Origin of the sequence: Lysinibacillus sp. FSL R5-0849, from assembly GCF_038595075.1 — a bacterium.
Lineage (GTDB): Bacteria > Bacillota > Bacilli > Bacillales_A > Planococcaceae > Lysinibacillus > Lysinibacillus fusiformis.
Map to the genome: position 1 here is coordinate 4,142,859 of NZ_CP152004.1, position 26,305 is coordinate 4,169,163.

Annotated in this window: 20 protein-coding genes and 1 riboswitch; of the genes, 7 read left to right on the forward strand and 13 right to left on the reverse strand. The window is 37.5% G+C overall.

Annotated features, from left to right (window positions below):
* Positions 1-63 precede the first annotated feature (63 nt).
* Positions 64-855 (reverse strand): ABC transporter ATP-binding protein, encoded by a 792-nt coding sequence (locus MKY80_RS20520; protein ID WP_008176926.1) that lies wholly within the window; start codon positions 853-855, stop codon positions 64-66.
* 5 nt (positions 856-860) lie between these two features.
* Positions 861-1,907, reverse strand: coding sequence for an iron chelate uptake ABC transporter family permease subunit (locus MKY80_RS20525; RefSeq protein WP_090003203.1), 1,047 nt, complete (start codon positions 1,905-1,907; stop codon positions 861-863).
* Between the two features lie 194 nt (positions 1,908-2,101).
* Positions 2,102-2,293: riboswitch (cobalamin riboswitch) on the reverse strand.
* 154 nt (positions 2,294-2,447) lie between these two features.
* On the opposite strand from MKY80_RS20525, the gene MKY80_RS20530 reads away from it, so the two are divergent.
* Together MKY80_RS20530 and MKY80_RS20535 are read left to right on the forward strand one after the other, a co-directional pair.
* On the forward strand, positions 2,448-3,044 hold the full coding sequence (locus MKY80_RS20530) for a biotin transporter BioY (protein ID WP_342530976.1): 597 nt from the start codon (positions 2,448-2,450) through the stop codon (positions 3,042-3,044).
* A gap of 116 nt (positions 3,045-3,160) precedes the next feature.
* Positions 3,161-3,745 carry a YdhK family protein gene (locus MKY80_RS20535; protein WP_342530978.1) on the forward strand — a complete coding sequence of 195 codons (585 nt, stop codon included), beginning with the start codon at positions 3,161-3,163 and terminating at the stop codon, positions 3,743-3,745.
* Between the two features lie 41 nt (positions 3,746-3,786).
* Here MKY80_RS20535 and MKY80_RS20540 read toward each other — a convergent pair whose 3' ends face one another.
* The 6 genes from MKY80_RS20540 to MKY80_RS20565 form a co-directional block, all read right to left on the reverse strand.
* The gene (locus MKY80_RS20540; protein ID WP_342530980.1) at positions 3,787-4,488 is read right to left on the reverse strand and encodes a response regulator transcription factor; all 702 of its coding nucleotides are present in this window, start codon (positions 4,486-4,488) and stop codon (positions 3,787-3,789) included.
* On the reverse strand, positions 4,460-5,860 hold the full coding sequence (locus MKY80_RS20545) for an ATP-binding protein (RefSeq protein WP_342530982.1): 1,401 nt from the start codon (positions 5,858-5,860) through the stop codon (positions 4,460-4,462). The genes MKY80_RS20540 and MKY80_RS20545 overlap by 29 nt, the downstream gene beginning before the upstream one ends.
* 129 nt (positions 5,861-5,989) lie before the next feature.
* Positions 5,990-6,532, reverse strand: a complete 543-nt coding sequence (locus MKY80_RS20550) for an NADPH-dependent FMN reductase (protein ID WP_025117582.1) — start codon at positions 6,530-6,532, stop codon at positions 5,990-5,992.
* A 63-nt stretch (positions 6,533-6,595) separates the two neighbouring features.
* Positions 6,596-7,213 carry a nitroreductase family protein gene (locus tag MKY80_RS20555; RefSeq protein ID WP_008176945.1) on the reverse strand — a complete coding sequence of 206 codons (618 nt, stop codon included), beginning with the start codon at positions 7,211-7,213 and terminating at the stop codon, positions 6,596-6,598.
* 68 nt (positions 7,214-7,281) lie between these two features.
* Positions 7,282-8,265 (reverse strand): ring-cleaving dioxygenase, encoded by a 984-nt coding sequence (locus MKY80_RS20560; RefSeq protein WP_342530985.1) that lies wholly within the window; start codon positions 8,263-8,265, stop codon positions 7,282-7,284.
* A gap of 51 nt (positions 8,266-8,316) precedes the next feature.
* Positions 8,317-8,751 carry a MarR family transcriptional regulator gene (locus tag MKY80_RS20565; RefSeq protein WP_008176948.1) on the reverse strand — a complete coding sequence of 145 codons (435 nt, stop codon included), beginning with the start codon at positions 8,749-8,751 and terminating at the stop codon, positions 8,317-8,319.
* 172 nt (positions 8,752-8,923) lie between these two features.
* Here MKY80_RS20565 and MKY80_RS20570 point away from each other — a divergent pair, with 172 nt between their 5' ends.
* Positions 8,924-10,909, forward strand: a complete 1,986-nt coding sequence (locus MKY80_RS20570) for a catalase (RefSeq protein ID WP_342530987.1) — start codon at positions 8,924-8,926, stop codon at positions 10,907-10,909.
* Between the two features lie 53 nt (positions 10,910-10,962).
* Here MKY80_RS20570 and MKY80_RS20575 read toward each other — a convergent pair whose 3' ends face one another.
* The 3 genes from MKY80_RS20575 to MKY80_RS20585 all read right to left on the reverse strand — a co-directional run bounded on the left by MKY80_RS20575 (position 10,963) and on the right by MKY80_RS20585 (position 15,163).
* On the reverse strand, positions 10,963-11,427 hold the full coding sequence (locus MKY80_RS20575; RefSeq protein WP_008176953.1) for a YusW family protein: 465 nt from the start codon (positions 11,425-11,427) through the stop codon (positions 10,963-10,965).
* A 106-nt stretch (positions 11,428-11,533) separates the two neighbouring features.
* Complete coding sequence (locus tag MKY80_RS20580; RefSeq protein ID WP_090003198.1) at positions 11,534-13,747, reverse strand: YcdB/YcdC domain-containing protein; 2,214 nt, start codon at positions 13,745-13,747, stop codon at positions 11,534-11,536.
* Between the two features lie 126 nt (positions 13,748-13,873).
* On the reverse strand, positions 13,874-15,163 hold the full coding sequence (locus MKY80_RS20585; protein WP_342533082.1) for a glycoside hydrolase family 18 protein: 1,290 nt from the start codon (positions 15,161-15,163) through the stop codon (positions 13,874-13,876).
* Positions 15,164-15,699: 536 nt separating this feature from the next.
* Here MKY80_RS20585 and MKY80_RS20590 point away from each other — a divergent pair.
* A complete protein-coding gene (locus tag MKY80_RS20590; protein WP_342530990.1) occupies positions 15,700-16,119 on the forward strand; it encodes a hypothetical protein in 420 nt (139 codons plus the stop codon).
* A gap of 13 nt (positions 16,120-16,132) precedes the next feature.
* Positions 16,133-21,217, forward strand: a complete 5,085-nt coding sequence (locus MKY80_RS20595; protein WP_342530992.1) for a DUF4132 domain-containing protein — start codon at positions 16,133-16,135, stop codon at positions 21,215-21,217.
* A 47-nt stretch (positions 21,218-21,264) separates the two neighbouring features.
* On the opposite strand, the gene MKY80_RS20600 is transcribed toward MKY80_RS20595, so the two are convergent.
* Together MKY80_RS20600 and MKY80_RS20605 are read right to left on the reverse strand one after the other, a co-directional pair.
* Complete coding sequence (locus tag MKY80_RS20600; protein WP_008176961.1) at positions 21,265-21,996, reverse strand: hypothetical protein; 732 nt, start codon at positions 21,994-21,996, stop codon at positions 21,265-21,267.
* Positions 21,989-23,326, reverse strand: coding sequence for an AAA family ATPase (locus tag MKY80_RS20605; protein ID WP_342530995.1), 1,338 nt, complete (start codon positions 23,324-23,326; stop codon positions 21,989-21,991). The genes MKY80_RS20600 and MKY80_RS20605 overlap by 8 nt, the downstream gene beginning before the upstream one ends.
* 119 nt (positions 23,327-23,445) lie before the next feature.
* Here MKY80_RS20605 and MKY80_RS20610 point away from each other — a divergent pair, with 119 nt between their 5' ends.
* Entirely contained in the window at positions 23,446-23,988 is a 543-nt protein-coding gene (locus MKY80_RS20610; RefSeq protein WP_237068913.1) for a hypothetical protein, read from the forward strand.
* A gap of 557 nt (positions 23,989-24,545) precedes the next feature.
* Positions 24,546-26,294 carry a HAMP domain-containing methyl-accepting chemotaxis protein gene (locus MKY80_RS20615; protein ID WP_008176967.1) on the forward strand — a complete coding sequence of 583 codons (1,749 nt, stop codon included), beginning with the start codon at positions 24,546-24,548 and terminating at the stop codon, positions 26,292-26,294.
* The last annotated feature ends 11 nt before the right edge of the window (positions 26,295-26,305 follow it).

The window sequence follows — 26,305 nt, forward strand, 5'->3', positions numbered from 1 at the left end:
GGGCGCCCTCTTATATGAAGGAGCGCCCTTTTTTATTAGATGGTGTTGAATGATCGTGGCAAACTAAATAGGGTTGCCCCCTCTTGCGAATTGTTCAGGGACATATGTAAGATACGGCTTACCCGTCAGTGAATGTGTTTGAATATCAGCAAATACTCCAAATACTTCTCGCAACAATGATGGTGTAAGTACTTCTTCTGGTGTACCATGGCAAACAATGCGTCCGCGCTGTAAAACATAAATTTGGTCACAGTACATAGCAGCGATATTCAAGTCATGGAGAGCGGCTACTACTGTTAGATGCAAAGTTTGAATTAAGTCCATCAGTTGAAGTTGATGTTGAATATCTAAATGATTTGTTGGTTCATCTAATATAAGGACCTGTGCTTGCTGAGCGAGTGCTCTTGCCACCATAACACGCTTCTTCTCCCCACCGGAAAGTGAGCTAAAGCTTCGTTTCGCTAGGTGCAATATGCCCGTTTGCTTCAAAGCATCTTTTACAATTTGAAAATCTTGCTCCTGATCAAGCTCTAATAGCTTTTTATGTGGAGTCCTTCCCATACTGACTAAATCATGAACAGTAAAGTCAAATAATACGGGTGTTTCTTGACTAACAACGGCTAAATTTTTAGCAATGGCTTTACTAGATTGCTTTAAAATATCTTGTTCATTTAACAAGACTGTCCCACTTTCTGGCTTTAGGAGACGATACATATTTTTAAGCAATGTCGACTTCCCACTACCATTGGGGCCAATTAACCCGACAAATTGCTTTTCCTTTATTTTTACACTTACCTCATGAAGTATTCGCTGATCGTAAATGGAGAATGATACTTGTTTTGCTTCTAATGTCATGGAAGTTAATCTCCTTCACCGAAAGAATAATTATTACGACGGAGTAACCAAATGAAAAACGGCCCCCCACAAAAGGCTGTAATAATACCGATTGGCATTTCCTGTGGAGCAATAATAATTCGAGCTAATGCATCTGCCCAAACTAAGAAAATCCCTCCCAATAAAGCACTGACTGGTATTACATATTTATAGTTAGAACCGACAATTAATCGTACTATATGCGGAATGATTAATCCCACAAATCCGATAGAACCGCTCACTGCTACAAGTACCCCCGTTAAAAGTGAGACAAGTAAAATGAGCTGTATGCGAAATTGTTGAAGATTCACTCCTAACGTTACCGCCGCCTCTTCCCCAAGTAATAGCAAATTTAAATTTCGATAGAATAGCCATAAAAGCCCGAACACAATGAAAAAGATGGAGGCGGGAATAATAATATTATTCCATTTTGCTCCAGCTAAGCTGCCTAACATCCAAAACATAACGGACTTTAAAGCTCCCTCTTGCTTCGACATCATTAATATAAAATTAGAAATGGCCGTTAATATAAAGGAAACCGCCATCCCTGCCAATAGCAAGCGAAAAATCGAGACACGGCCACCTACGCGCGATAAGAAAAACACTAACCCAATTGCGAGCAAAGACCCTATAAAGGCTGATACAGAAAGTGCGTAGATACCTAAAAATGAAAAAGCACCTAAAATAATTACTGAAGTTGCTCCAACTGCTGCTCCTGAAGAAATTCCTAAAATATATGGGTCTGCAATGGAATTTCGTACAAGTGCTTGAATCGCTGCCCCTGCAATGGCTAAACCCGCTCCTACAATAGCGGCAAGGATGACACGGGGTACTCTTATTTGCCAAATAATGATTTCCTGTGAGCGACTCCAATCTTGCTCTATTGAGTGTTGTATAAAGGGTAATTTCGAAAGAATTACTTTCCATACATATAATGGCGTCACCGAAACAGATCCAACCATTACAGCAAGTGTCATGGATACGATTAATACTAAAAGAAGCACTAAAGAAAATAACATAAATTTTTTATTCATTCATTAAACTCCTACTAAGATGATGAATGAAGCAATTAAATATACGTTCGCATAATGTAGGTCAGATGATCTTACTTCAGTTGGCACTCAATAAAAAAAGGCATTTCATGCAAAAATACGCACAAAAATACCCTCGAATAAACAAAGTCAGAAAATCCAGCTATTGTCCGTAATTGCTTGCATCCTCGTGGGCATTACAGGTATTACTTATTGGCAGGTCTCCTGACTTCGATTCATCATCCTATAAATAGCCTTCCCATTTTTAACAGTGGCAAATAAACATGATAGGACTCCTCGTTACAGTTGCGGGACAGCGTCGGACTTCCACCGACTTCCCTTTTAAGCGACATTGTTTAAAATGTCACACCAATAGTATGTAAAGTTAAAAAATTATGACGATTCTATCATACATTTTTATAGATAGTTAGTCTACAAGGAATTTCCAACACACTTAAGTTAACCTACACTTATAATTAAGTTGACACATTTGTTTTAGTTTTTTACACTAACGATAAATACTTTGAAATTAGAGGTGAAGTCATGTCAACAGTATCAGAACAAAGTCATCCAAAATTAAAGACGGTAGATATTGCCTATATCGGAATATTTTCTACCCTCATGATGATCGGTGCCAATATAACTTCCTTTGTGCCCTTTATGACAGTGGGAGGAGTGCCGATTACTCTACAAACCTTTTTTGCCATTTTAGCCGGACTTATTTTGGGTAGTAGGAAGGGAGCGCTTGCCTGCACAGTCTATATGTGTATTGGATTAGCAGGAGCACCTGTCTTTGCTCGCTTTGGTGGAGGGTTCAGTCAACTATTAAGCCCTACATTTGGATTTATTATCACTTTTATTTTAGCAGCATATGTTGCCGGTTTAATGGTAGAACGAAGTGGTACAAAGAAAAGCTATATACTAGCCGCATTCATCGCAACTGCTATCAATTATTTAGTTGGTACAAACTGGATGTTTATTGCGTATAAACTATGGGCCAGTGCGCCAGAGGATTTTTCCTATAGATTAGCATGGCTCTGGATGATTCCCCCACTCCCAAAAGATATTATCTTAGCTATTTTCGCTGGTATTTTAGCGTACCGACTACAAAAAACATTGAAAATCATGCCCATTCAATAGCGCTTCCATCCACTTCTTTAGTCAATAGACTAAAGAAGTTTTTTGTAATAATGAATGTCCATCATTTCTGCATATTTGTTTGTTACAGTAAGGGCAAATAGAAAGGAGGATCTCATATGACATTCAAGCGAAGATGGTCAGGTGGACTATTATCAGCAGTTGCTATACTTACTTTATCCGCTTGCTCTGAAGATAAAACAGAGCCTTCATCAACTTCAGATACTACTCCTGAGACTGAGCAACAAACAGAAATGGATCACTCCACAATGAATCATTCTAGCTCAGCAGAAGTGCCGGCTACATTAAGAAAAGCTGAAGATCCAGCATTTCCGGTTGGAAGTACCGCTATGATGACAGATGGGCATATGGAGGGGATGAAGGGTGCCGAAGCGACGATTGTTGGTGCCTATAAAACTACAGCCTATATCATTTCTTATGATCCAACATCAGGTGGCAAACGTGTAGAGAATCATAAATGGATTATCCATGAGGAATTATTGGATGTTGGGGAAGCACCACTGTCCCCTGGTACAGAGGTAAAAACGACCGCTACTCATATGGAAGGCATGAAAAACGCAACCGTCCGCATTGAAGAAGCTGTACCAACCACAGTTTATATGGTTGATTACACTTCAACCACGAATGGTGAAGCAGTGAAAAATCATAAATGGGTAACAGAAGATGAGTTAACAGCGCAATAATTCGAACAACCTCTCCCAGTATATTTGGCAGAGGTTGTTTTCTAGTTTTTATGTTCTAAAGGCTTTCGGTCCGCAAACTTATGCCATTTATAGCCGATTCCCCAAACGGTTTGCAAGTAATCATCAGCAGGAAAGCCACTTTTCCTTAATTTTTCTCGTAAATTACGGACATGGGAATCGATAGTGCGATCCTCAATGGATACATGATAACCCCAAACTGTGTTAATAAGATGTTCTCTTGAAAACACTTTATTTTGATAATCTAGAAATAAGGACATCATGGAAAATTCTTTTGGTGTTAATGGGATTGCCTCTTGTTGATAATATAATTCAAAGGATTCTTTATCTAAGCGTAAACCCTCAAAGACAACCACCTTGTCTTCTATCTTGGTTCTCCTTAATACAGCATGTATACGTGCTAATAGCTCTTCCTCATCAAAAGGCTTTACTATATAATCATCTGCCCCAATGTTTAAACCTTTTACAATATCCGAATGCTCTCCTTTAGCCGTAAGCATGATGATAGGTACATGCCAAAACTTCCTGATTTCTTCACACACTTGAAACCCATCCATTTCTGGCATCATAATATCCAAAAGAACTAAATCCACATGCTCTTCCTCTAGATAAATGAGCGCATCTTGAATGGAAGACATTGCTCTACATTGAAAACCGGGCTCTAAGTAAAGAGTCAATAAATCTAACATTCTTGGTTCATCGTCTATGCATAAAATGGTTTTCATCCGCTTCTACTCCTTTAAACGATAATTCAAAAACAGTCCCTTTATTTAGTTCACTTTTAACCGTCACTTCTCCCCCATGAGCCTGTACGAGTTCCTTGACAATGGCAAGTCCTAATCCGGTACCACCTAACGCACGACTTCTAGATTTTTCTACGCGGTAAAAGCGCTCAAAAATAAACGGTACATCCTTGTTGGGAATCCCTCTCCCTGTATCTCGTATTATAATCGTTAATACACCATTGACCTTCTTTACATCTACCGTGGTAGTATCCCCCTGTCCGCAATAGGTCAATGCGTTATTTAATAGATTAATTATTATTTGCTCTAATCTTGCCTCATCTGCCCATAACGTTAATCTCTTTTCACAGCACACATCAAAGTGGATATCTTTTTCTTGAAAAGCAGGACTTAATTTTCCCTTAATACCAGTAAAAAAAGCCTGTAAATCTAGATTTTGTTTTTCAATAACAAATGAGTTTTCATCCATCTTAGCTAAATCAAATAAATCCTTTATTAATCGTGAAAGTCTATTCGTCTCTTCCAATATAATAGCTAAGTATTTTTGTCGATCTTGCACGGATAAATCACGTTTATAAAGAATATCGGTATAACCTTTAATAAAGGTTATCGGTGTACGAAGCTCATGGGCAATGCTAGATAGAAACTCTTTGCGCTCCTGCCTTAAATGATTTAACTCATTTGATAGTAGCTGAATGGCATTCGATAAATCCCCAAGCTCATCTTTGCCATTTGTAGAAAGAGCGACCGTAAAGTCCCCTTTACTCATTTTCAACGTGGCCTCTTTCATCTGAATTAATGGTTCAGCAAGCTTTCTAGATAACACAATGATGACAGCAATGGTGACTAAGCCAGAAACAATGCCCACTATAAGGAAATGTTTATTCAAGCGTTTCATTAATGCATGGATCGAGTCTGTATTTTGAAACATAAAGACATAGCCAATCGTTGTCTGCTCTTTTTGCATTGGACTAATAGTAGCTATAGCTTTTGCCTGTTGCCAGTTATCTTGTAGAATCTTTCCCTCATATGGTGTAGTTCCATCTAATTTCTTTATCAGATTCTTCATTTCAGGATGCAGTTGCGAGGAGGCTAAAATGGTCCCCTCAGCATCTGTCACTACTACATCTGTAGATTCTTCCGATTCCATCAAGACGACATGTGCTAATGTTTCCTTATTAAAGTTCTGTTCTAATATTGTGCGATGTGAGTTTCCTCTCGCTTGCAAACTTGCTAATTCTTCCTCCACTCTAGAATTAGTCAATGAGGCGTGTAAAAAAAACATCATAAATGTTTCAATACAAAATAATGTAATGAAAAAGATGATGCCTAGCTTTAGTGATAATTTTCTCATCTGTAACCACCATTTTAGAGTTTCTTACTAGTATATCGGCAAAATATGAAGATTTCATGCAGAAAAAATCTCTTTCCAAACATAAAAAGACCCATAAGTATAGTTTATACTCATGGGTTAGCTTTTAATTTAAATGTATTTTTTTGCCCAGTTTAAGAAGTTATCGATGACTACATCCAAGAATTTCACTGTACCTTCATCTGTCAAATTACCTTCTGCATCAAATTTTGTATGCACAGCACCAATATAAACATCATTGCCGCTTAGTAATGGTGAGTTAATGCCCGGTGAGAATAAAATATCACGTAGATGTAATTGTGCTTTTACAGTACCTAGATTCCCCATTGATGCACCCATAATAATAGATGGCTTGCCAATCATTACTTTATCTACACGAGATAACCAATCAATTGCATTGACCATGACACCTGGAACAGTTCCATTATATTCTGGTGTTACCCATAACACTGCATCTGCAGCCTTTACCTTTGCTTTAAAATCAAGAACTGCTTGTGGTGCTTCATTTTCAATATCTTGATTGTACATTGGTAAATCCTTCAGACTTAACACTTCTAGATCCAATTTCTCTGTATAACGTTTTTCAATAAATTGAGCTAATTGCATATTATAAGATTCTTTACGGATACTCCCTACGATGGCTACTACTTTCACGATGTTTCCTCCTAAATGTACATAATTCTTAGTATTTAAATAACTATTGTATTTTATACCAATTTAATAATAAATGGCAAATTCTTCAACTGGCTTACGATAACCACGTAAACGACGACTGCTTTCTTTTTCTTTTCCAATCGTAATCATGAGCGCTATTTCTTGCTCTTCTGGTACATTGAAAAGCTCACGCATTTTTTGATTATCGAAGCCAATCATTGGACAAGTATCCCAGCCACGATTTTTCGCAGCTAGCATAAATAACATGGCTGACAAAGATGCATTTCGAATCGCTTCATCTTTCATAAATTCCTCGCCGCGGTCTTCATAAAAGTGAGTATTCTCAGCAACTATTTCTTCTAACTCATACGTTGTGATAATCCCTAAATCGACCATACCTTGACTTAGTTCTGCCGTATTTTTATACGCTTTTTTATCACCTAATACAAGAATGACTCCAGAAGCTGAATGCACTTTATATTGACCATATGCAGCTTCTCTTACTTTTTCCTTCATAGCCTCATCCAACACAACGATGTAATTGGCATGCTGTAAGTTAAAGGCCGATGGAGCAAGTTTGACATCCTCTAAAATTGGGCGTATATCTTCCTCAGTCATTTTAACGTCCGTTAAAAAATTGTTCGCCGAGCGACGCTTATCAATCAATTTGGAAAATTCCATTCAATAAACCTCCAATTCAATATGTAACCATTCAGTAGAGAAAAAATTTCTCTACTGAATTAAAAATATTACTCATATTCTTTATCGAACGTAATGGAGCTTCTTACAGTATCTATAGGGCGAACAAGTCCTTCAATTTGTGTACGTTTTGGTTCTAGGAATGGTGGTAATGAAAGTTTTTCTCCTAACATTTCATACGGTTCATCTCCCATAAATCCTGGCCCATCTGTTGCTAACTCAAATAAAATTTGTGGCGCTACACGTGCATATAAGGATTCAAAGAAATGACGATTTACATAGCCAGATGTGTGGAAACCAAAGCTTTCAAAACGTGCAGTCCATTCATCTAATACTGCACGATCCTCTACACGAAAGGCCGCATGGTGAACCGTACCAAAACCTTGGCGAGCTACTGGTAACACAGTATTGTGTTCTACAATCACTTGCGCTCCATTGCCACCCTCACCTACTTCAAATAGGTGGAAATGTCCGTCCTCCCCAATCTCTGTAAATAACATTACTTTTTCTAACACATCTTTAAAGTAATTAAAATCAGCTACACGAACAAATACTGGCCCTAAACCTGTAATAGCAAATTCAAGTGGGATAGGCCCATCCTGCCATGGCGTACCTGATGCGATACCTGTATCATGCTCATCAGAAATAAGCTGATACTGCTGATCATCAAAATCCACAAATGATAGTGTTTTTTTACCAAACTGTTCTTTTATACCTGTATGTTTTACATGTAATCGGTCAAAGCGCTTTTCCCAATAGTCTAAAGAAGCATCTGTTGGCACACGGAAGGAAGTCTTTGAAATTTCATTTGTACCATGTACACCTTTTGGAATGTTAGGGAAATCAAAAAACGTCATATCTGTACCAGCACTCCCTTTATCATCCGCAAAGAATAAATGGTATGTTTGAATGTCATCCTGATTGACTGTTTTCTTCACTAAGCGCATTCCTAATACATAGGTAAAGAATTTATAATTTTCTTCAGCACTGCTTGTAATAGCCGTTACATGGTGTACACCTTTTAAATGATTCATAAAAATTCTCCTCCCATTATCTCGAAATCGAGATATTTATTTAAAATTTTTTTACTGTTCATTCGCATTTTTGCCAACCTTTTTTAGGGACAAAATCATTGTATCCAGCTCTTGAGGTCCCAATACTTGAAATATCTCATTTATTTTTTGTTCATGCTTAGGGAAAATCTCTTCCATTAGGGTCTGTCCCTCATTTGTAAGCAATACATAAGTGACACGTCGATCTCTAGGGCATGATTTTCGATATACATAGCCTTTTTGTTCAAGCTTATCAATTACATACGTAATACTACTGCTTGCAATTAATATTCTTTTGCCGATCACTTGAATGGGCTGCTCCCCACGATGATACAGAAATTCAAGGACCGAAAATTCGGTTTGATTTAAGTCAAATTGAAGTAAATCCCTTTTTGTTGCTTCCTGAATCGTTTGATATGCTCGGAACAAGACCGTAAATGCTTTTAAGTTACGATTGTCTTCCTTCATACGACTCCCTCACTTATTTCGAATTTAATTATCTTTAATTCGAGATAATAATAACATATCCATTTTTAATCAGCAATCATTTTGTTTCGTATGTTACTCATTAGCTGAAAATGTTTGTGAACATCCTCTGCGGGTAGAAGGAAGTTGTAACTTATAAAGGAGGATTCTATATATGAAAAAAGAAATGAATCAAAAACAACAACAATTAGAAGCATTCCGAGTAAGTGATAAAAATCAACCACTCACAACCAATCAAGGACTAAAAATATCAGAGGATGAACATTCTTTAAAAGCTGGTGATCGAGGTCCTACTTTACTAGAGGATTTTCATTTTCGTGAAAAAATGACGCACTTTGATCATGAACGTATTCCAGAAAGAGTAGTACATGCACGTGGATCGGCAGCACATGGGATTTTTGAAACCTATGAATGTGCAAGTGACATTACAAAAGCACAATTTTTAAATGGTAAAGGAACTAAAACACCAGTCTTTGTTCGTTTCTCTACCGTTGCAGGCTCAAGAGGCTCAGCCGATACTGTCCGTGACGCACGTGGCTTCGCTACAAAATTTTATACACAGGAAGGTAACTATGATTTGGTCGGAAATAATATTCCGGTATTTTTTATACAAGACGCTATTAAATTCCCCGATTTCGTACACGCAGTAAAGCCCGAACCAAATAACGAAATTCCTCAAGCTCAAAGTGCCCATGATACATTTTGGGATTTTATTGCGAACAATCAGGAATCTGCCCATATGGTTATGTGGCATATGTCGGATAGATCGATTCCACGAAGCTACCGAATGATGGAGGGCTTCGGTGTGAATACCTATCGTTTCATCAATGCCGAAGGAAAATCCCATTTTGTTAAGTTTCATTGGAAGCCAGTTCTTGGTGTTAAATCGTTAGTATGGGATGAGGCACAGATCATAGCTGGTAAAGATCCTGATTTCCACCGCAGAGATTTATGGGATTCCATCGAACGTGGTGATTATCCAGAATGGGAGCTTGGCGTGCAGCTTATTCCGCATGAAGATGAATTTAAATTTAGTTTCGATATTCTCGATGCTACAAAAATATGGCCCGAGGAAGAGGTTCCTGTCCGTATCCTTGGCAAAATGACGCTTAATAAAAATGTGGACAACTTTTTTGCTGAAACAGAACAAGCTGCATTTCATGTAGGGCATGTTGTACCTGGCATTGACTTCTCAAATGATCCTTTATTACAAGGCCGCTTATTTTCTTATACAGATACACAGTTAATAAGACTCGGAGGCCCAAACTTTCATGAGCTCCCTATTAATAAGCCTATCTGTCCTTTCCATAATAATCAGCGAGATGGCTATGGTCGACAAACGATTAATGTTGGGCAAGTTAGCTACCATAAAAATTCCTTAGCTGATAACACACCATACCCCGTTCCTGAGGCAGAAGGTGGCTATACACATTATGAGGAAAAAGTAGAGGGTCATAAAGTACGCGCACGCAGTGAAAGTTTCAAAGACCATTTTACACAAGCTAGGTTATTTTGGTTGAGTATGACCGATATTGAAAAGGAACATATCATCAATGCCTTTAGCTTTGAGCTTGGTAAAGTAAAAAATAAAGCCATTCGAAAACAAGTTGTCGATATGTTTGCCCATGTCAGCCATACACTTGCAACAGCAATTGCAGATAATATTGGTATTGTACCTCCCGTACACGTAGAGGTCCCTCATACTATGCAAACCTCCCCTGCTGTTAGCCAAATCTTGAATGCTATAGAAAGTGTAAAAACTTTTAAAGTAGCCGTGATCGTAGCAGAAAATACGGAGGAAAACCTAAATGACCTGATTGCTACACTTTTGAGCAAAAATATAGTAGTAGAATTAATTAGTACAAAACAGGGCTTACTAAATGGCTTTGAGATTCATGAAACTTTTGCCACTGCTTCGTCCGTACTTTATGATGGAATTTATGTAACTGGTTCCTACCATGATTCCCATCAACAAATTAAAGCAGAGCAATTTATTGAAGAAGCCTACCAGCACTTTAAAACAATTGGCCTTGCTAAAAATGTATCGGTTTTACCGCATATCGCCAATAAAAATGGGGTTGCGAATAACTTACCTTCTTTTATTCAATTCCTTTCAAAGCATCGACATTGGGAACGTTAACGTTTATACATGTATAAGCCAGCTAACGCTTGTTTAGCTGGCTTGTCTCATTTTTAAGGTAGTCGTTTAAATTCCTTTTCATTTCCGTCCATAAACTCTACTTCGACTTCAATGGACTGATAGTTATCTTCAATATTAAAAACTTTAATTACTTGATCAATCACTTCATCATTTGGCGTGGTAGAATCAAAATTTAACTGCTTAAATAACGGCTCTAGTTTTGTATAGGCTTCATCACCTTGTAACTTTACATTTTGTCGATCATCCTGTAACTTCGCTGAAATTCCTGATTTTTTATTTTCATACTCTACCTCATATGACTCCGTTGCAGAATAATCAACATCCAATGAAAACTCTAAAAAATTGAATGTCACTTGGTCTGTAGGCGTATCACCAGTCTGTTGTGAAGCATTCTGATCTGCTGGCGCATTAGTAGGCACATCCTTTACCTCATCTTTATTACAGCCATAAAGGATAACCATTACGAAAGAAATCGCTAATAATAATTTTAATTTCATCCAATTGTACACTCCTTTCTTTTCATATTATTTCCCCATTCTGCTATAAACTAACCAAAAAAGGACATCTCCTCAAATGAGGAAATGCCCTTTTCATGACATACAACTAATAATAGAAATTGCGATCAACTTTATTTTCTTGAATAGCCTTTGCTAAACGAACTGTCGAGACAGCCAAATCAGCATATGACACACTCTTCGTAGCATTAAAGTTATTTTGCTGTGCATCAATTAGACCTATACCATTTGCTAAAGCAATATAGCCTGTATACGCTGGATCAATTGAAGATGCATCAGCAAAGTTTAATTTATAAATATCTTTATATTTAGCAACATTGTCTAATTGTAATAGTTTGATTGACCACTCTGCGAACTCTTGGCGAGTTAGAGTAGCATCTAATGCAAATTGATTAGCAGGCTGAATAATGCCCATTTTAACAGCTTGCTCCACTACCCCATAGAGCGGATGTTTTTTATCAATATTGTTGAAGGATTGCTTTTCCCCATCCCCATTGCCATAGTACCCGTAAGTTAAGGAGTGCAATAAAATTTTCAATGCTTCTCCTTTTGTTACAGCAGCGTCCGCATTAAAGTTTGCTATATCTTTTACATCTAACACATTTTGGTTGAATAAATAGTTTAACTCTTTGGCAGCTGTTGGATGAGAAATAGCTGGCTTCTCTTTTGAGTCATCTACATTCGTTAACCATTCACCAGAAATAGCATCAATTTGGTTATATAAACTTCCATTGTAAGTAGGTGCATACACCAAATCGTAATGGAGTTTACTCTCTGAATCTTGTTTTACATATTGCAGTTGCAATGTAAGTGCTTTGCTATAAGCTTCTTTTGCTTTGTCAGCGGATATAACATTATTAATAGGCTGCCAGTTATCTATCTTTTGCTTATATACACTTAGTGAGCGTAAAGATCCATCAGAGCCAATCCCTACATGTAAGCCATCTCCTACAACTGCAATACCATTCATAATGCGTGGGAAGGTGAAGTAATACTCCTTACTATATTGATCGAATACGGCATCCTCGATTGGCATTGAATATTCATGTAAATATGAAGGTGCCCATTCCTTCAAGTAATCAGTTGCCTTCTTCAATGCAGCGTCCTTAGAAATTGCGTTTACTTTGTTATTTATTAAAAAATCTCTCGATAGGTCATGATACTGAACTAGTTCACCTGTCGCCTTATTAATTTCTAAAGAGCTACCAGATCCACCATTGCCATACATATACGTATAGTTTACAGAGTAGATCGTCTCACCATTGTCATTTTCTCTTTCATCTACTAAATCGATCGTAAGTTTTGCTTTACTCTCATCAACTTTTAAGAAATTTTTTGCGAATTCTTCAGCCTCAGTTGCCGTCATACCGTTCTTTCTTGGTGGTAATGGTTGTGCTGAAATTTTTTCAATGCTCTTTGTCTTCGGCAATTGTTCAGTGAAACCATTTGCTGTCTGCCATTGCCCATTTAGAGCATGTACACCATTGAACCCTGTGGCAGGTGCATAAACAAGCTTCACATTACGTTGATCAGATCTGTAGTCATAATCAATATAATAACGAAGTTCGACAGCTAAATTATCTCGAACTTGTGCCAGCATATCCTCCTCTTTCTTTTTTTGATCTAAACTATCAAAGGAAGCTTTACTAATAGACTCTGCATTACTAGACATCCCCGTAACCTCACCATTTGCCAGAACATTAATAGTAATACTTTGATCTCCAATAAGAACCCCATTATAAATTGGTGAATAGACATAGGAGTAAGTAATCGGTTCTGATAACGGTCTCGTCATATTAAAACCATATTCGTTATAATCATCACGAAGTTTGTAATTATCCGCATTTGCAAATTTACCCAGGAATTTTTGTGCAATTTTTTGTGCCTCATTCTCAGAATACTTTGCTGGATAGATTGCCTCTGCTATATTTGCAGGCTGATAATAAAAGTTTTCTAATTCTAAATCATCGCCCTTAAATACAAAGCTACCATGTACGTCTTTACCTTTAATTGTTTTATAGAAATTTAGTTCATATCGAACCGTTGTATCATCTCTATAGAAGTGTCCTGGTCCAGAATTAAAGTCTTGATCCGCTACAAATTTGAACTCTTCCGGAAATAGTGATCGTAGCTTTTTTATTAGCATATTTTTTGTAATTTTTGTTTCAGTTGAAGCTACCTGAATTTCAATACGCTCCGATCCTTCCTTTACATTTGCTGATGCTTGCGATATTGGTGCTAAAATACCAACAGAAAATGCTGTTGACGTTAGAATTATTCCTAACTTTTTAAATTTACCCAAAATATCCCTCCTAAAATACTATTTGCCATAATTATAATATAGTTTCCGATATTTAGAAACGTTTTTACATATAATTTCCAAATCAAAAGAAAATACAATGGGTAAACCCTATTCTTCTGCCTCGTTTCATTTCTTCACCACATCAAAATTAGCACCAATTAATACCCAATTTTGAGGGAAAGATAATCCTAATTTCCAATAGCCAATGCCACGAAGATTATATTGTTTGACTAGATTAAATTTAGCTTGAATGGATCTTGCATCTTCAAACCATACAATATGCGCTCTACCCTGTTCATCATAGTATTCAAAAAACGGAGCTTGTGCTCTCCAATCATATTGAATTGCCGCATTATAACGTTTGGCAATCTCAATAGCTCGTTGAGGACTCAATGCTTCAGCAAATGGGCCCCCTTGAACAAATGGTAATGTCCAATCATAACCATATAAATTTTGTCCTAGCATAATTTTGCTGGCAGGTATTTCACTCACTGCATACTTGACAACGGCCTCCACTTCAGGAAGTGGGGAAACGGCCATTGGGGGTCCCGCAGAATAACCCCATTCATAGGCCATTAATAAAACAAAGTCCACTATCTCACCATGTGCCCTATAATCATGCCCCGCAGTCCATGGACCTCGATCACTTGCACTTGTTTTTGGAGCTAAAGCAGTAGATACCGTGTATCCTTGAGCATGGAATTTCTCCACCGCTCTTCTTAAAAAATTGTTATAGGCTTCTCGTTGATCACCTGGTAAATTTTCAAAATCAAAATGGATATCCTTAACGTCCTCTAGCTTTCTAGCCTCCGCAAGAATATTATCAAAGAGTAAATCCTGAACAGCTGTACTTTGAAAAATATCTCTCGCCAGATCTCCACTAAAACTGAAATTCTCCAGATTCGTAACGACCATTGCCAATGAAGCCCCAGTATCATCCGCAATTTGAGTTACACCTTGACTAGGCGGTATCCGTAAGGTGCCATCCCGTCTGGCTTCATAGCTAAATAAAGCTAAATATGTTAAATAGGGACCCGCTTCCCTAGCTTGATTTAAAAGTACCTCACTAACCGAAGTACCTCTTGGCTCTAAGTATGCTAATGTTTCTGCTCTTGTTTTTGGTGGTTGCGGAATATATAATCTCATCCCAACAGCTAATGGTTGATTTGGGTTAATACCGTTGACTTGCGCAAGTGTTACATAGTTAATACCGAAGCGTTGTCCAATTGACCATAAACTATCTCCTGGCTGTACATAATAAAAGCTACCAACAATAGGTATCACAAGAGCTTGCCCCACAACTAAACGATTTGGGTCTGGAATTTGATTGGCATCTACAATACTTTGAACCGTAGTCCCATACGCCTGCGCAATACCCCATAAAGACTCGCCAGCCCGTACAACATGTATTTGAATGATCTTGCCTCCTTCTAGCTTGATAAATCATACCTATAAAGTTTATGAGATAAGAAAAGAAATAATGTCTTTCTAGAAACCACATAAAAATCCATTCATCAAAGTAGCAAAGGATGTTACCGTGGTTTATTTTCTAATCTTCTAGCTTTATAGATTTGGCGAATAAAAGATCCTTTATAATAGTTTTAGCATCATCATTTCGTTATATTTTCCACACAAGCGTTCACTTTCTATTACTCTCTATATAGTAGAAGTAGCCTAAAAAATTTTCTTGTGTAATATCCTCTGCTTTCCATAGTATTTATATTATAGAGCGCAAATTGATACATACCCCTATAAAAATAATCGTACAAACGTTCTATTTTCAACAGATCTTTAAGCAAGCCTACCCCCTCTTTCTACCTTACTAATAATCCGTAACATGCTATTTTTTGTTACACATTTCCCAAAAATAATTATGCAACTAGCGTCGGATGCCTTATTCTTTTCATAGTTATCACTCTTGTATAATGAAATTATTGTAAGGAGGTGTTAGATTGCGTTTATTTTACCAACAAAAAGTAATCGGTAAGAAATCACGTAAGCTTCAACAGATTCCATTTTTCATTGAAGAACCTGTCATAAATTTACAAGATTTACTTATTAAACTTGTCACACAACAGGTACAACAATATAACGAGAAAATGGTTGATACGCCACTCCATCTCTATTTAACCGATCAGCAATTAGATGATGCGGCTCAGCATGGCAAAGTCCATTTTGGAGAGAAAAAAAGTGATTCATTCCAGCCAGTAGACCAAGCTGTCTCTACAATGCTTCAAGCTTTTCAAGATGAGCTTTTCTTAGTACTTCACAATGAGGAGTCTCTAGATTCGCTTAACTCGCCACTAACTGTACAGGAAGAAGATGTTTTTACATTTATTAGATTAACCATGCTTGCAGGACGAATTTGGTAAGGAGGAATGTCTCATGACACTATCACATGAACAAAAAACACATTTTCAAAGTATAGTTGACACGGCACCGTCAACAATACAGCCATTAGCAGCCGCATTATTAAAATATATGGACAATCGTGATTACGATATTGAAAAGCTTATTACAGAACAGCATGTTCAATCACTAGAGGAGCTGTTTAGCGGACAATTATTAGAAGTGCTTATATTATTTTCTTCACAGGAACGCGCGCTCCACATTAAGAAACTAGCTTTACGTTTTGATGCTACGATGTTCCAAACTGATATGTTACGTCGATCATTTCGTTCAGCACAGTCCGTACAAGATCATCTTTTTCAATGTCTACAATTAATAGAAGAAATGCTGACATTTGAAGAAATTAGTCTGGAGGATTTACTAGCTCACCATAGCCAATATGAGCATGGTACCTACCCGAACTATAGCTCCTATGTATTGAAAAACGAAAATGAAAAAGTAATGGGCTTTCATGTCTTTGAGCAATTGCTTGCTGAAGAATTATCCTTAGAAAATCCATTCATTGAAGATAAAGTAGAGAGTATTTTATTTGATGAGCACCGCAGTAACTTTTTCGGTCATCCACTCATTCGTGGCATTTTTAAATCAAGCAATAGTCGGATGCATGAAGCGCTTGGAAAATTATTAGTAGCGGCTGCACGTCAAGAAGGGCTTCGACAAGCAATTGTAGAAAATATTGACCACGGGAATCTTGATGCACAGCTCTACATGATGAAACTTATTCAGGAACATCAACTAACAAGGTTCTCCTCTGTTATACGAGCGGTCGATACATGGATGGGGCTTGGCTATAGTAGCTTCGAAAATCAAAAAATAACGGAGGAAGTTTTGTCCTTAGCCATCCAAGCGATGGAAGACGACCATTTCACTGAACAGTTGCTAAAAAGTGAACGGACCATTGATATTTACGTTGCATTATGGGCGACTTCGACAAAAGATTATACGGAGCTAGATGTGCTGTTGGCCGATCTCTTACAGCGAGACAAGCATATTCAGCTTACAACATTAGCTTTTTTGAAAAACCTATCAAAAATATCCTTTACAGCGCCTTTCGTGAAGGAATTAATTGTAACAACGAAGGATATCGAAATTTTTGCATTTGCATGGGATAATTTCCTTCATGCCAACCACTATATCAATAGTGAATATGCAAGAGATAATGAATGGGATAAAACACTTCAAAGCTTCATGAAAGACAATACACAGCTACAGGGCATAGAATATGCATTATTTGAACAGCTTGAATGGGCAAAAAATGAAATGACCAAAGATGGGTTATCCATTACAGGCAAGCCTCTATCTTTTGTCTTTGTTCACTTGTCATTCGAAGACTTAATTTCAACACAAATTGTACTTGCGTATTATCTACAAGATGAAGAGTTATTCCAACGAATCATCGCGCATGCAGATGCTTATCCACCATCAAGTAGGATCGGCTTATTGAATATTTATTGTCTGGATCCAATCACACAAGGACAGCGTGAATTTCTATTCAATTCATTACGAGATCGAAGCTCTATCAATCGTTCCCTTGCATTAAAGAAAATACATGCATTGACACCAACCAAAGAAGAAATAACAAAAATCGAGGATCTTTTAGCCAATAAATCTGGGGCTCTGCGGAAAGAAGCTATTTCACTCTTGAAAATTCAACCACAGGATCATATATTGGAAAGTGCTGAACGATTAATAAAAGACAGTAAGCAGCTAAAGAGGCTTGGTGGTCTTGAATTATTGTTAGAGGCATCTAAGGACTACAATTTAGCGAGCGAGCAAATTACGAAATTATGCTCCCTATTACCAAAGATAACAAAAAATGAACAAGTACTATTAGAACAATTAGTAGCAAGAGATGTACCCGAATATAACGAAAGCAATGGCTTTGGTTTATATACACCACATGCTCCTATTCCATACGATCGCATTGCCAATAGCGCGATCAAAATGAATGGTGAGGAACCTTGGCAACAGCTTGTACCTTTATATGTACAAACACCTACACCTATTGAAAAATTCTTTCAATATGATTTAGATAAGCTTCTCTCGAAGCTAGAACAACTTATTCAAATACTTGATGAATATGCTAATTTTGAATATGAAACATATCAATGGAATGACACTAAAATGTTGACTACTTTAGGGCAAAAATACAGTATCTTGGCCTCTAAAACAGACAGTCAGCGAAATGCCAGTTTAGATGTTTATCCTATACCAGAGGCCATTGTTCAATGGATTAAATCATCATCTTTTAGCGGTGAAGACTTAGCTTATTTTAACTTTTATAATCATCTATCAGAATACCCTGCTACTCATGACCTTTCTGAAGCAGCCCATATTCTTATAAAACCTTTCTTTCAATATGAGGAAATGAAAAAATATGTTGCCCAATTTAACTCCTTGAAATATCACTATACGCTTCAGCAAATCTTTTCAGTTTTGTCGCAAGATATCAAAAATATTTCAGGAGAGACATTGTTGCATAAAGAAGCAGTTTCATTACTTGAACGACATGCACCAGCATTTAATAGCTTTGAACAGGCAACCGGTATCGTGCTTCAGCTATTACATCAAATCCCTGCTGATCAGTGGCGAGTGGATGTAAGAGATAAAGGTTATTACTACTATCAATCTACCTCTACAATTATCGACTTAGATATTATTGAGGCATTTGTCGATCGACTATCTAATTACGCAACTTATGAAGGCTATGCTAAAATGCTTGCCATTAACGAAGAGCTGACAAAGCGTATGCAAAAAGAAAATTATAGCCCAAGTCTCTACGATCTATCATTATTCCAATATTTAGATGCATTTAAAGTTGGCTTATTGACGCAAAACCATTTATATGAAGCTATTTTTACGAACACTCTTGCCTCAGAAATATTTACTGAACCAAGTAAACTGTTGGATCGCTATCAATCTTTTGAAGACTTAGCTGATTTCCTTGCCATTCGTAATCAAGCGATCGATCGCATCTTAGCTATCGAGCTAAAGCGTGGCGATACTCCGACAGCTGTTACCAAGCTTGCTAGTAGCATTTCTTACTTTGAAGGAATCGATTATTTCCTGCAAATTTTACAGGCACTTGATGGTGAAAAGCTTTCACGAGGTTATATATGGCAGGCAGAGACGAAAAAAGATGTCTTCTCTCGCCTTTTAACTAGCTGCTATCCTCAAAAAGAAGAAACCGCACAGCAGTTAAAAGAAGCATGGCAAAAAACAGAGATTTCTAAAGAGCGTTTAATTGAAGCTATGATGTATAACCAGCATTGGATTGACCTTGTCAGCGAGGTGATTGGCTGGGAAGGACTAAAGGAATCTGCTTGGTATTTTATTGCCCATACTACAGATTCTTTATCAGACTTTGCCAAAGATCAAATTGCCCTCTTCTCCAGTATAACGGCAGAAGATTTTCGTGATGGCGCCTTTGATTTAGCATGGTTCCAAAGTGCTTATCAAACACTGGGCTCTAAGAAGTTTAAACTTGTATATGATGCGGCGAAATACGCTTCAGAAGGAGCCAACCACCGTCGTGCTCAGCTTTATGCAGATACAGCCATTGGCACACTTAGTCCAAAGCCATTAATGAAAGAAATTCAGGAAAAGCGCAATAAAGATAAACTGCGTGCACTTGGACTTATTCCGTTAAAAACAACAGATGACAAAGATGCTCTACATCGTTACCAATTTATTCAACAGTTTTTAAAGGAAAGTAAACAATTTGGAGCTCAACGTAGGGCAAGTGAATCACGAGCAGCTAGTATTGCACTAGAAAATTTAGCCCGCAACGCTGGGGACGGAGAAGCTACTCGCTTCATATGGCGAATGGAATTATCAGCCTTTAACGATATTCAGCATTTATTTAAAGCACAGCCTATCGAACAAATAACAGCGCATTTACAAATTGAAGAAGATGCCGCTATTACAATAATCGTTGAAAAAGATGGTAAACGTCTAAAAAACATACCTGCTGCTTTAAAAAAGCATGCTGACGTTGTTACTCTTCAAGAAGCTCGTAAAGATTTACAAGAACAATATAAACGTGCACGTCCAGCACTAGAGCAGGCAATGACATTAGAAACCAAGTTTTCAGCGGAAGAGCTAATTAATTTGTTAGCTCACCCGATTCTAGCCCCGCTTTTACAAAAGCTTGTCTTTATTAGCGGCGAGCATGTTGGGATGATAACACCAGAGGGTTTACAGGTACTATCAGGTAATGTCGTGAATCTTGCTCCGACAACACCCTTAATGATTGCTCACCCTTACCATCTTCTTGAAAGTGGTCAATGGAGACAATGGCAGGCCTATATGTTCGAACACAAAATACAACAGCCATTTAAACAAGTGTTCCGTGAGCTATATCTTATAAATGCAGACGAAAAAGGTTTAAAACAATCATTGCGTTATGCGGGACATCAAGTCAATCCATCTCAAACAGTAGCCTTGCTAAAAACACGAGGCTGGCAAATTAGTTATGAAACTGGACCTCGTAAGGTGTATTACAAAGAAAATATTGTGGCATCCTTGTATGCGCAGGCAGACTGGTTTACTCCAGCAGAAATCGAAGCACCTGCAGTCGAAGGTGTTTATTTCTACGATCGTTTAACAGGAAAAGATATCGTCTTAGATGATATTCCAACTGCAATCTTCTCTGAGGTTATGCGGGATATGGACCTCGTTGTCAGCGTTGCCCATGTTGGTGGTGTCGACCCTGAGGCCAGTCATTCTACTGTTGAAATGCGGACTATTATTGTTGAGGAATTGGCAAAATTATTAAAGCTTTCCAACGTAGAAGTGAAGAAACAACATGTCCTTATTGAAGGTAAATTAGCAAGCTATTCCGTGCATTTAGGCAGCGGCGTGGCCCATCAAGTCGGTGGTTCGATGATACCAATTGTCGCAGTCCCATCTCAGCATCGTGGACGCATATTCTTACCTATGGTGGATGATGATCCACGAACAGCTGAAATTATGTCAAAGCTTTTAATGCTAAGTGAAGATACTAAAATGAAAGACCCAGCCATTTTAGCTCATATTCGTAGCTATGAACAAACGCATTAAAAGGTACAAAACAAAAACAGGTGACGAAACAACATACGTCACCTGTTTTATTGTACATTTGTTTTTATCATTTCAAATAAAAGAGGTACATTCGTTCCTCGCTGTAATGAATGGCTTCCTTCCATTAAAAACGACCAGCTTTTTTTCATTTTTTCCCTATAGGGTAGTTCAGCATCGACTGGCAAATAAGCCTTTAAATATTCTTCGATCGTACCAGACAAATTTTCTATAAACTCATCTGCCTTGTGGATTTTCTCCGTTGGGATTTCATTACGTTCATCCCATAGTACATGTTCTAAGTTTGTAGAGAAATAAAATAATTGATAAGGCACTTTCAAGCGATTAATACTAAAATGGTCATTCGCAATTAAGATTCTGGCATTCCTCGCCTTCATCTCATTGCGCTGTTCAATTTGCTCTTTACGCTTATCGGACTTCACTAAAATGGCATCCTCTGTATAAAACAATTTTTGCTCGATATTCTCATCGACCTTGACGCATTCTGGTGCAATAAAACAACCGTCTGCATCTGTTATATGAATAACAGCAGTTAAATCCTTCGCTAAAAATTTATATTTATCTAAATAACTCTGGATTACACGGATAACACTGTTTTTTATATTGGGAATGCGTTTATGGGCATCCCATTTTGTCAATACATCCTCACGCTGGACATCAAAACGTATCGTTGTATCCGCGAAGTAAGTATCCAAATAATCCTCTAAAATAATTTGCTCTGTCTGCCCCTCAACAATGATTAAAAGTACCTTTTTAGTCATGCTGCACACCTGCTTTACGAAAAGCACGTTTAATTTTAAATGTTTTGGTCTCTTTATAAACCTCTTCATCCTGTCCACCAAGCTGAATAGCTCTCAAGTAGACATCTCTAGCATTATTTATTTCTTTAATACCCTTTAGCTGCATATAACGGTGATTTTCATTCGTTGTCGTGAACCATAAATTTTTAATAGCTAGCACCTCTAACACTCGTAGATTATGGGATGTGAAAACAAGCTGTCCTTTTCCATCCTCATCTATCACTGTTAACAACTCACCTAGCAAATATTCAAAAACGCCTGAATCTAATTCATCAATAACGACACAAGCGTTTGGATTGTTATATACGGCAATCAATACACTAAGAATCGAAATGATCTTCAATATCCCTTCTGACTCTGTTCGCAAGGGTAATTCTTGCTCTCCACGCTGCGATAAAAATTCAAAACGGATGCCTTGTCCCCCATCATCCATTGTCTGCTTTGTAATAATATTGATCTTAATAGTCAGACCTGGAATAATAGCATCTAGCACTCGGTTACTCTGTTCAATCACTTCACATAAAGCATAGAATTCATCCTCAGGCAATAAGGCAGGACCCTTTAAGTCATATGGAATTTGCCCTCTTGTTTTCTCTAAATGGATACTAAATGGCATAATCCGTTCTTCAAATAACGGGGCAATATTTTGGTTATTCACTACATGTAAATCTCGATTAAAATCAACGGCTATATTTTTGATTAGCTGAATCTCTTGTTCGGTCAACCGTTCCTGTAATAATGGCTTCAAATCCTTATGGAAAAGAAAAGATCTATATTCCTTTCTTGCTAATTGCTGAATAACAAGCAATTGAATACGTGCTTGTTCACTCATATCAGGCAAATTTGAGTTACGTATTTGGATACCTTTCTCTGTCATAGCCATTAACACCTTTGACCGTTTTCCCTTGTCATTTTCTCTATACGTCAGTCGTTCCAGTGTTGTATAGAGCCGATGCTGATCCTCCTGCAGCTCCACATAATAATGGACAAAGAACGTACCAAATTGATTCTCAACTAAAAATTCAAAATCGAGACTGGCTGTATCCTCACCCGCTAAAATTAACCGCTTTTCTTGCGGGGGTAGCTTCACTTCAGCAAGCCAACCTGAAATAAGGGTCTTCAATAAACCAAATGCATCTACAATGGTTGTCTTCCCAGAGCCATTTTGTCCGTAAAGTCCAACCACATTTGCTTGTAAAAAGCTCTCGAAGCTAACTGCTAAAGTAACCTCACCATGTCGTACATTCCGTAAATTTTTTAGTTTGATTTTTTTTATTTTTATGATTGCCATTTACTAAACATCCTTTAGCTCTTTTCCCCTATTATAATGAAAATTGTTATATTTTATAACAATCTCACACTTCATTATCAATTAGCCTATAGCCTATAACATTCACAGTAGGTAGGCATATGTTAAAGAAAAATGAAGAAAGGTGTGTTTCATTGGTTTATCCTAGATTGGCTCCTGAAGATTTTAACAGTCAATTCCGTCCAGGTATGAAAATATGGGTGACACTACCTACTGGGACTTATTCAGGTACATTGATTCGAACATTTGGAACAGGAGGAAGAACAGCCGAAATCCAATTAGATAACGGTCAATTGGTGACTGTTGATGTTAGCCAAATAACGGCTGCTGGTACAGGAACACCTCCTGGCAACTCCTATCCACCGCCCTATCCACCACCCTATCCACCACCTTATCCGCCGCAACCGTACCCACCAAGACCCTATCCGCCACAGCCTTATCCGCCACAACCACCGAGACCATATCCTCCGCAGCCTTACCCACCACAACCACCAAGACCATATCCTCCGCAGCCTTATCCACCACAACCACCAAGGCCATATCCGCCGTTTCCTGGGGGACAATTCCCGGGCTTCCCACCTCCATTATTGCCGGGACTCCCAAACATCTTGCCAGGTATTATCGGCAACCCTAGACAGCCATAAAAAATAAAAGGCTTTCTCTTTGTTCTTTTACGAATAAAGAAAAGCCTTTTTTTACATATTTATATTTTATTTCCATAATAATAACAAAGAACGGCAATAGCATTTTCTAGAAGAAATGACATTCCTTAATAGGTAAAAAGACTTAAAGAGAAATAAAAAAATAAGATTTTAGCCAAATTTTAATTAAACTAAAATTGACTCAGTTTTGAGCATACTTGTTTTTTATATTATTTACCCTTTGAATTTTCATAAAAATATTGTCTAAGCTATAAAATATATAGACTATAACACTAAATATCTTCGTTTACCTATTTAAATCTACACTGCAAATAGTAAGTTTTCTGGGTTGTGAATCATTTTTTTTGGCAGTATAGTAGTTTATTGTTAGGGGATAATTAGATTATTTTTCACTGGTACATATTTATTGAGAATGCATCTGGAATTCTATGAATGACATCTAGACTTTACATTGAATTAGCTTTTATTTCATCGATAACAATACCCATTTCTCATCCTTAACATGAAATAATCGGTATAATATAATTAGGAGGAAAAGCATGAAAAAACGTAAGAAGCAGCATATGTCCATTAGTAAAAAAATAACCGTTATAATGGTAAGTATTTTATTACTGTTTGGGTTAGTTACTTTAGGGCTTTCTTATTATATAGTAAGAAATAGTAATTTAACAGATATGAATCAATCGCTTGATGACAAAGGTATGATCTTAGCCAAAACAATTGATGTGAACACATTGAAATCAATCTTAGATAATCCTTCAGATAGTAACTCTGATGCAATTCGACTGACGAAGGAAATGGATGCTATTAATGATTATTCAGATAGCATTACCAATCTCTTTTTAATTACAGTTGATGGTGAAAATATTAATGCACCTGTCCTATCTTCTAGTATACTTGAACTAGGTGCTGAGTATAATCAGGACATGATTGCTATGGGTTTATCACCTGATTTCCTAGCGAGAATTAAAGAAGTTTTTGAGACAAAAGAAGCTACAGCTACAGATATCTATAGTGATGAGTTTGGTAGCTATAAAACTGGCCTTACACCAATTTTAGATGATGATGGAACTATGCTAGCTGCATATGCTATTGATTATGACGTTTCGATGGTAACTGGCAAGGCTATGTCAGAGGCACTTTGGACATTGGTAGTAACGGTTATTTTCTTAATTGGTTCATCCATTGCTGTGTATACTCTTTTAAGAAAAAAATTAACACCGATTCAACAGCTTTCCCTACAGTCTAAAAAAGTAGCAGAAGGTAATTTAGAGCTCGATCCTCTACCAGTTACTTCAACGGATGAAGTAGGAACGCTTACGCAAAACTTTAATTTGATGATTGAAAATTTAAAAACTGTTATTAAGAGTACAACAAATGTATCTGCACGTGTTTCAAACACAGCCAATATTTTGTCTACGAACATGCAGGAAACTTCTGATTCCTATAATAATGTGACATCTTCTATGCAAGAAATTGCGAGTGCAGCTGATCTTCAAGTTCAAAGAGCCAATGAAAGTACCATTACAATAGAAGAAATGAGTATTGGAATTCAACGTATTGCTATGACATCCAATCAGATTTCAGAATCTTCTATCTTAGCATCTGAGGAAGCTGAAAGAGGGAATGAATCAACTAATAAGTCTGTCGCTCAAATGAATGCGATTAGTCAGGCAGTCAATCAATCAGCAGCATCTGTTAAATTGCTTGGCGATCATTCTAATAAAATTGAAGAAATTGTCGGCATTATTACCGGAATTGCCTCTCAAACAAATCTCCTAGCCTTAAATGCAGCTATTGAAGCTGCCCGTGCAGGAGAAGCTGGCAGTGGCTTTGCCGTTGTAGCTGATGAAGTACGTAAGCTAGCCGAACAGTCTGAGGCCTCAGCCCGAGAAATTTCCACGCTTATTTCTCATATTCAGCACGATACAAATGAATCTGTGAATGTCATGGTTCGTGCGGTAGAGGAAGTCGATCATGGTATTGTCATGATAAACGATTCAGAACAATCATTTAGTCAAATATTAACATCTATTCATCATGTAACTGGACAAATACAAGAGCTGTCCGCAACTATTGAAGAAATGGCGGCTGGCATGGAACAAGTGACTTCCGCAGTTAAAGATATGGAGGACTTCTCCATCAACTCTAAAGAAAGTACAAGAGCAGTAGCTGCAACTTCTGCCTCTCAGCTAAATACAGTACAGCGAGTGTCTGAGGAAGCTCAAGTACTATCCGAGTTATCTGAAGAATTATTGAATGTTGTCAATACCTTTGTAGTGAAATAAAAAGAGAAAGG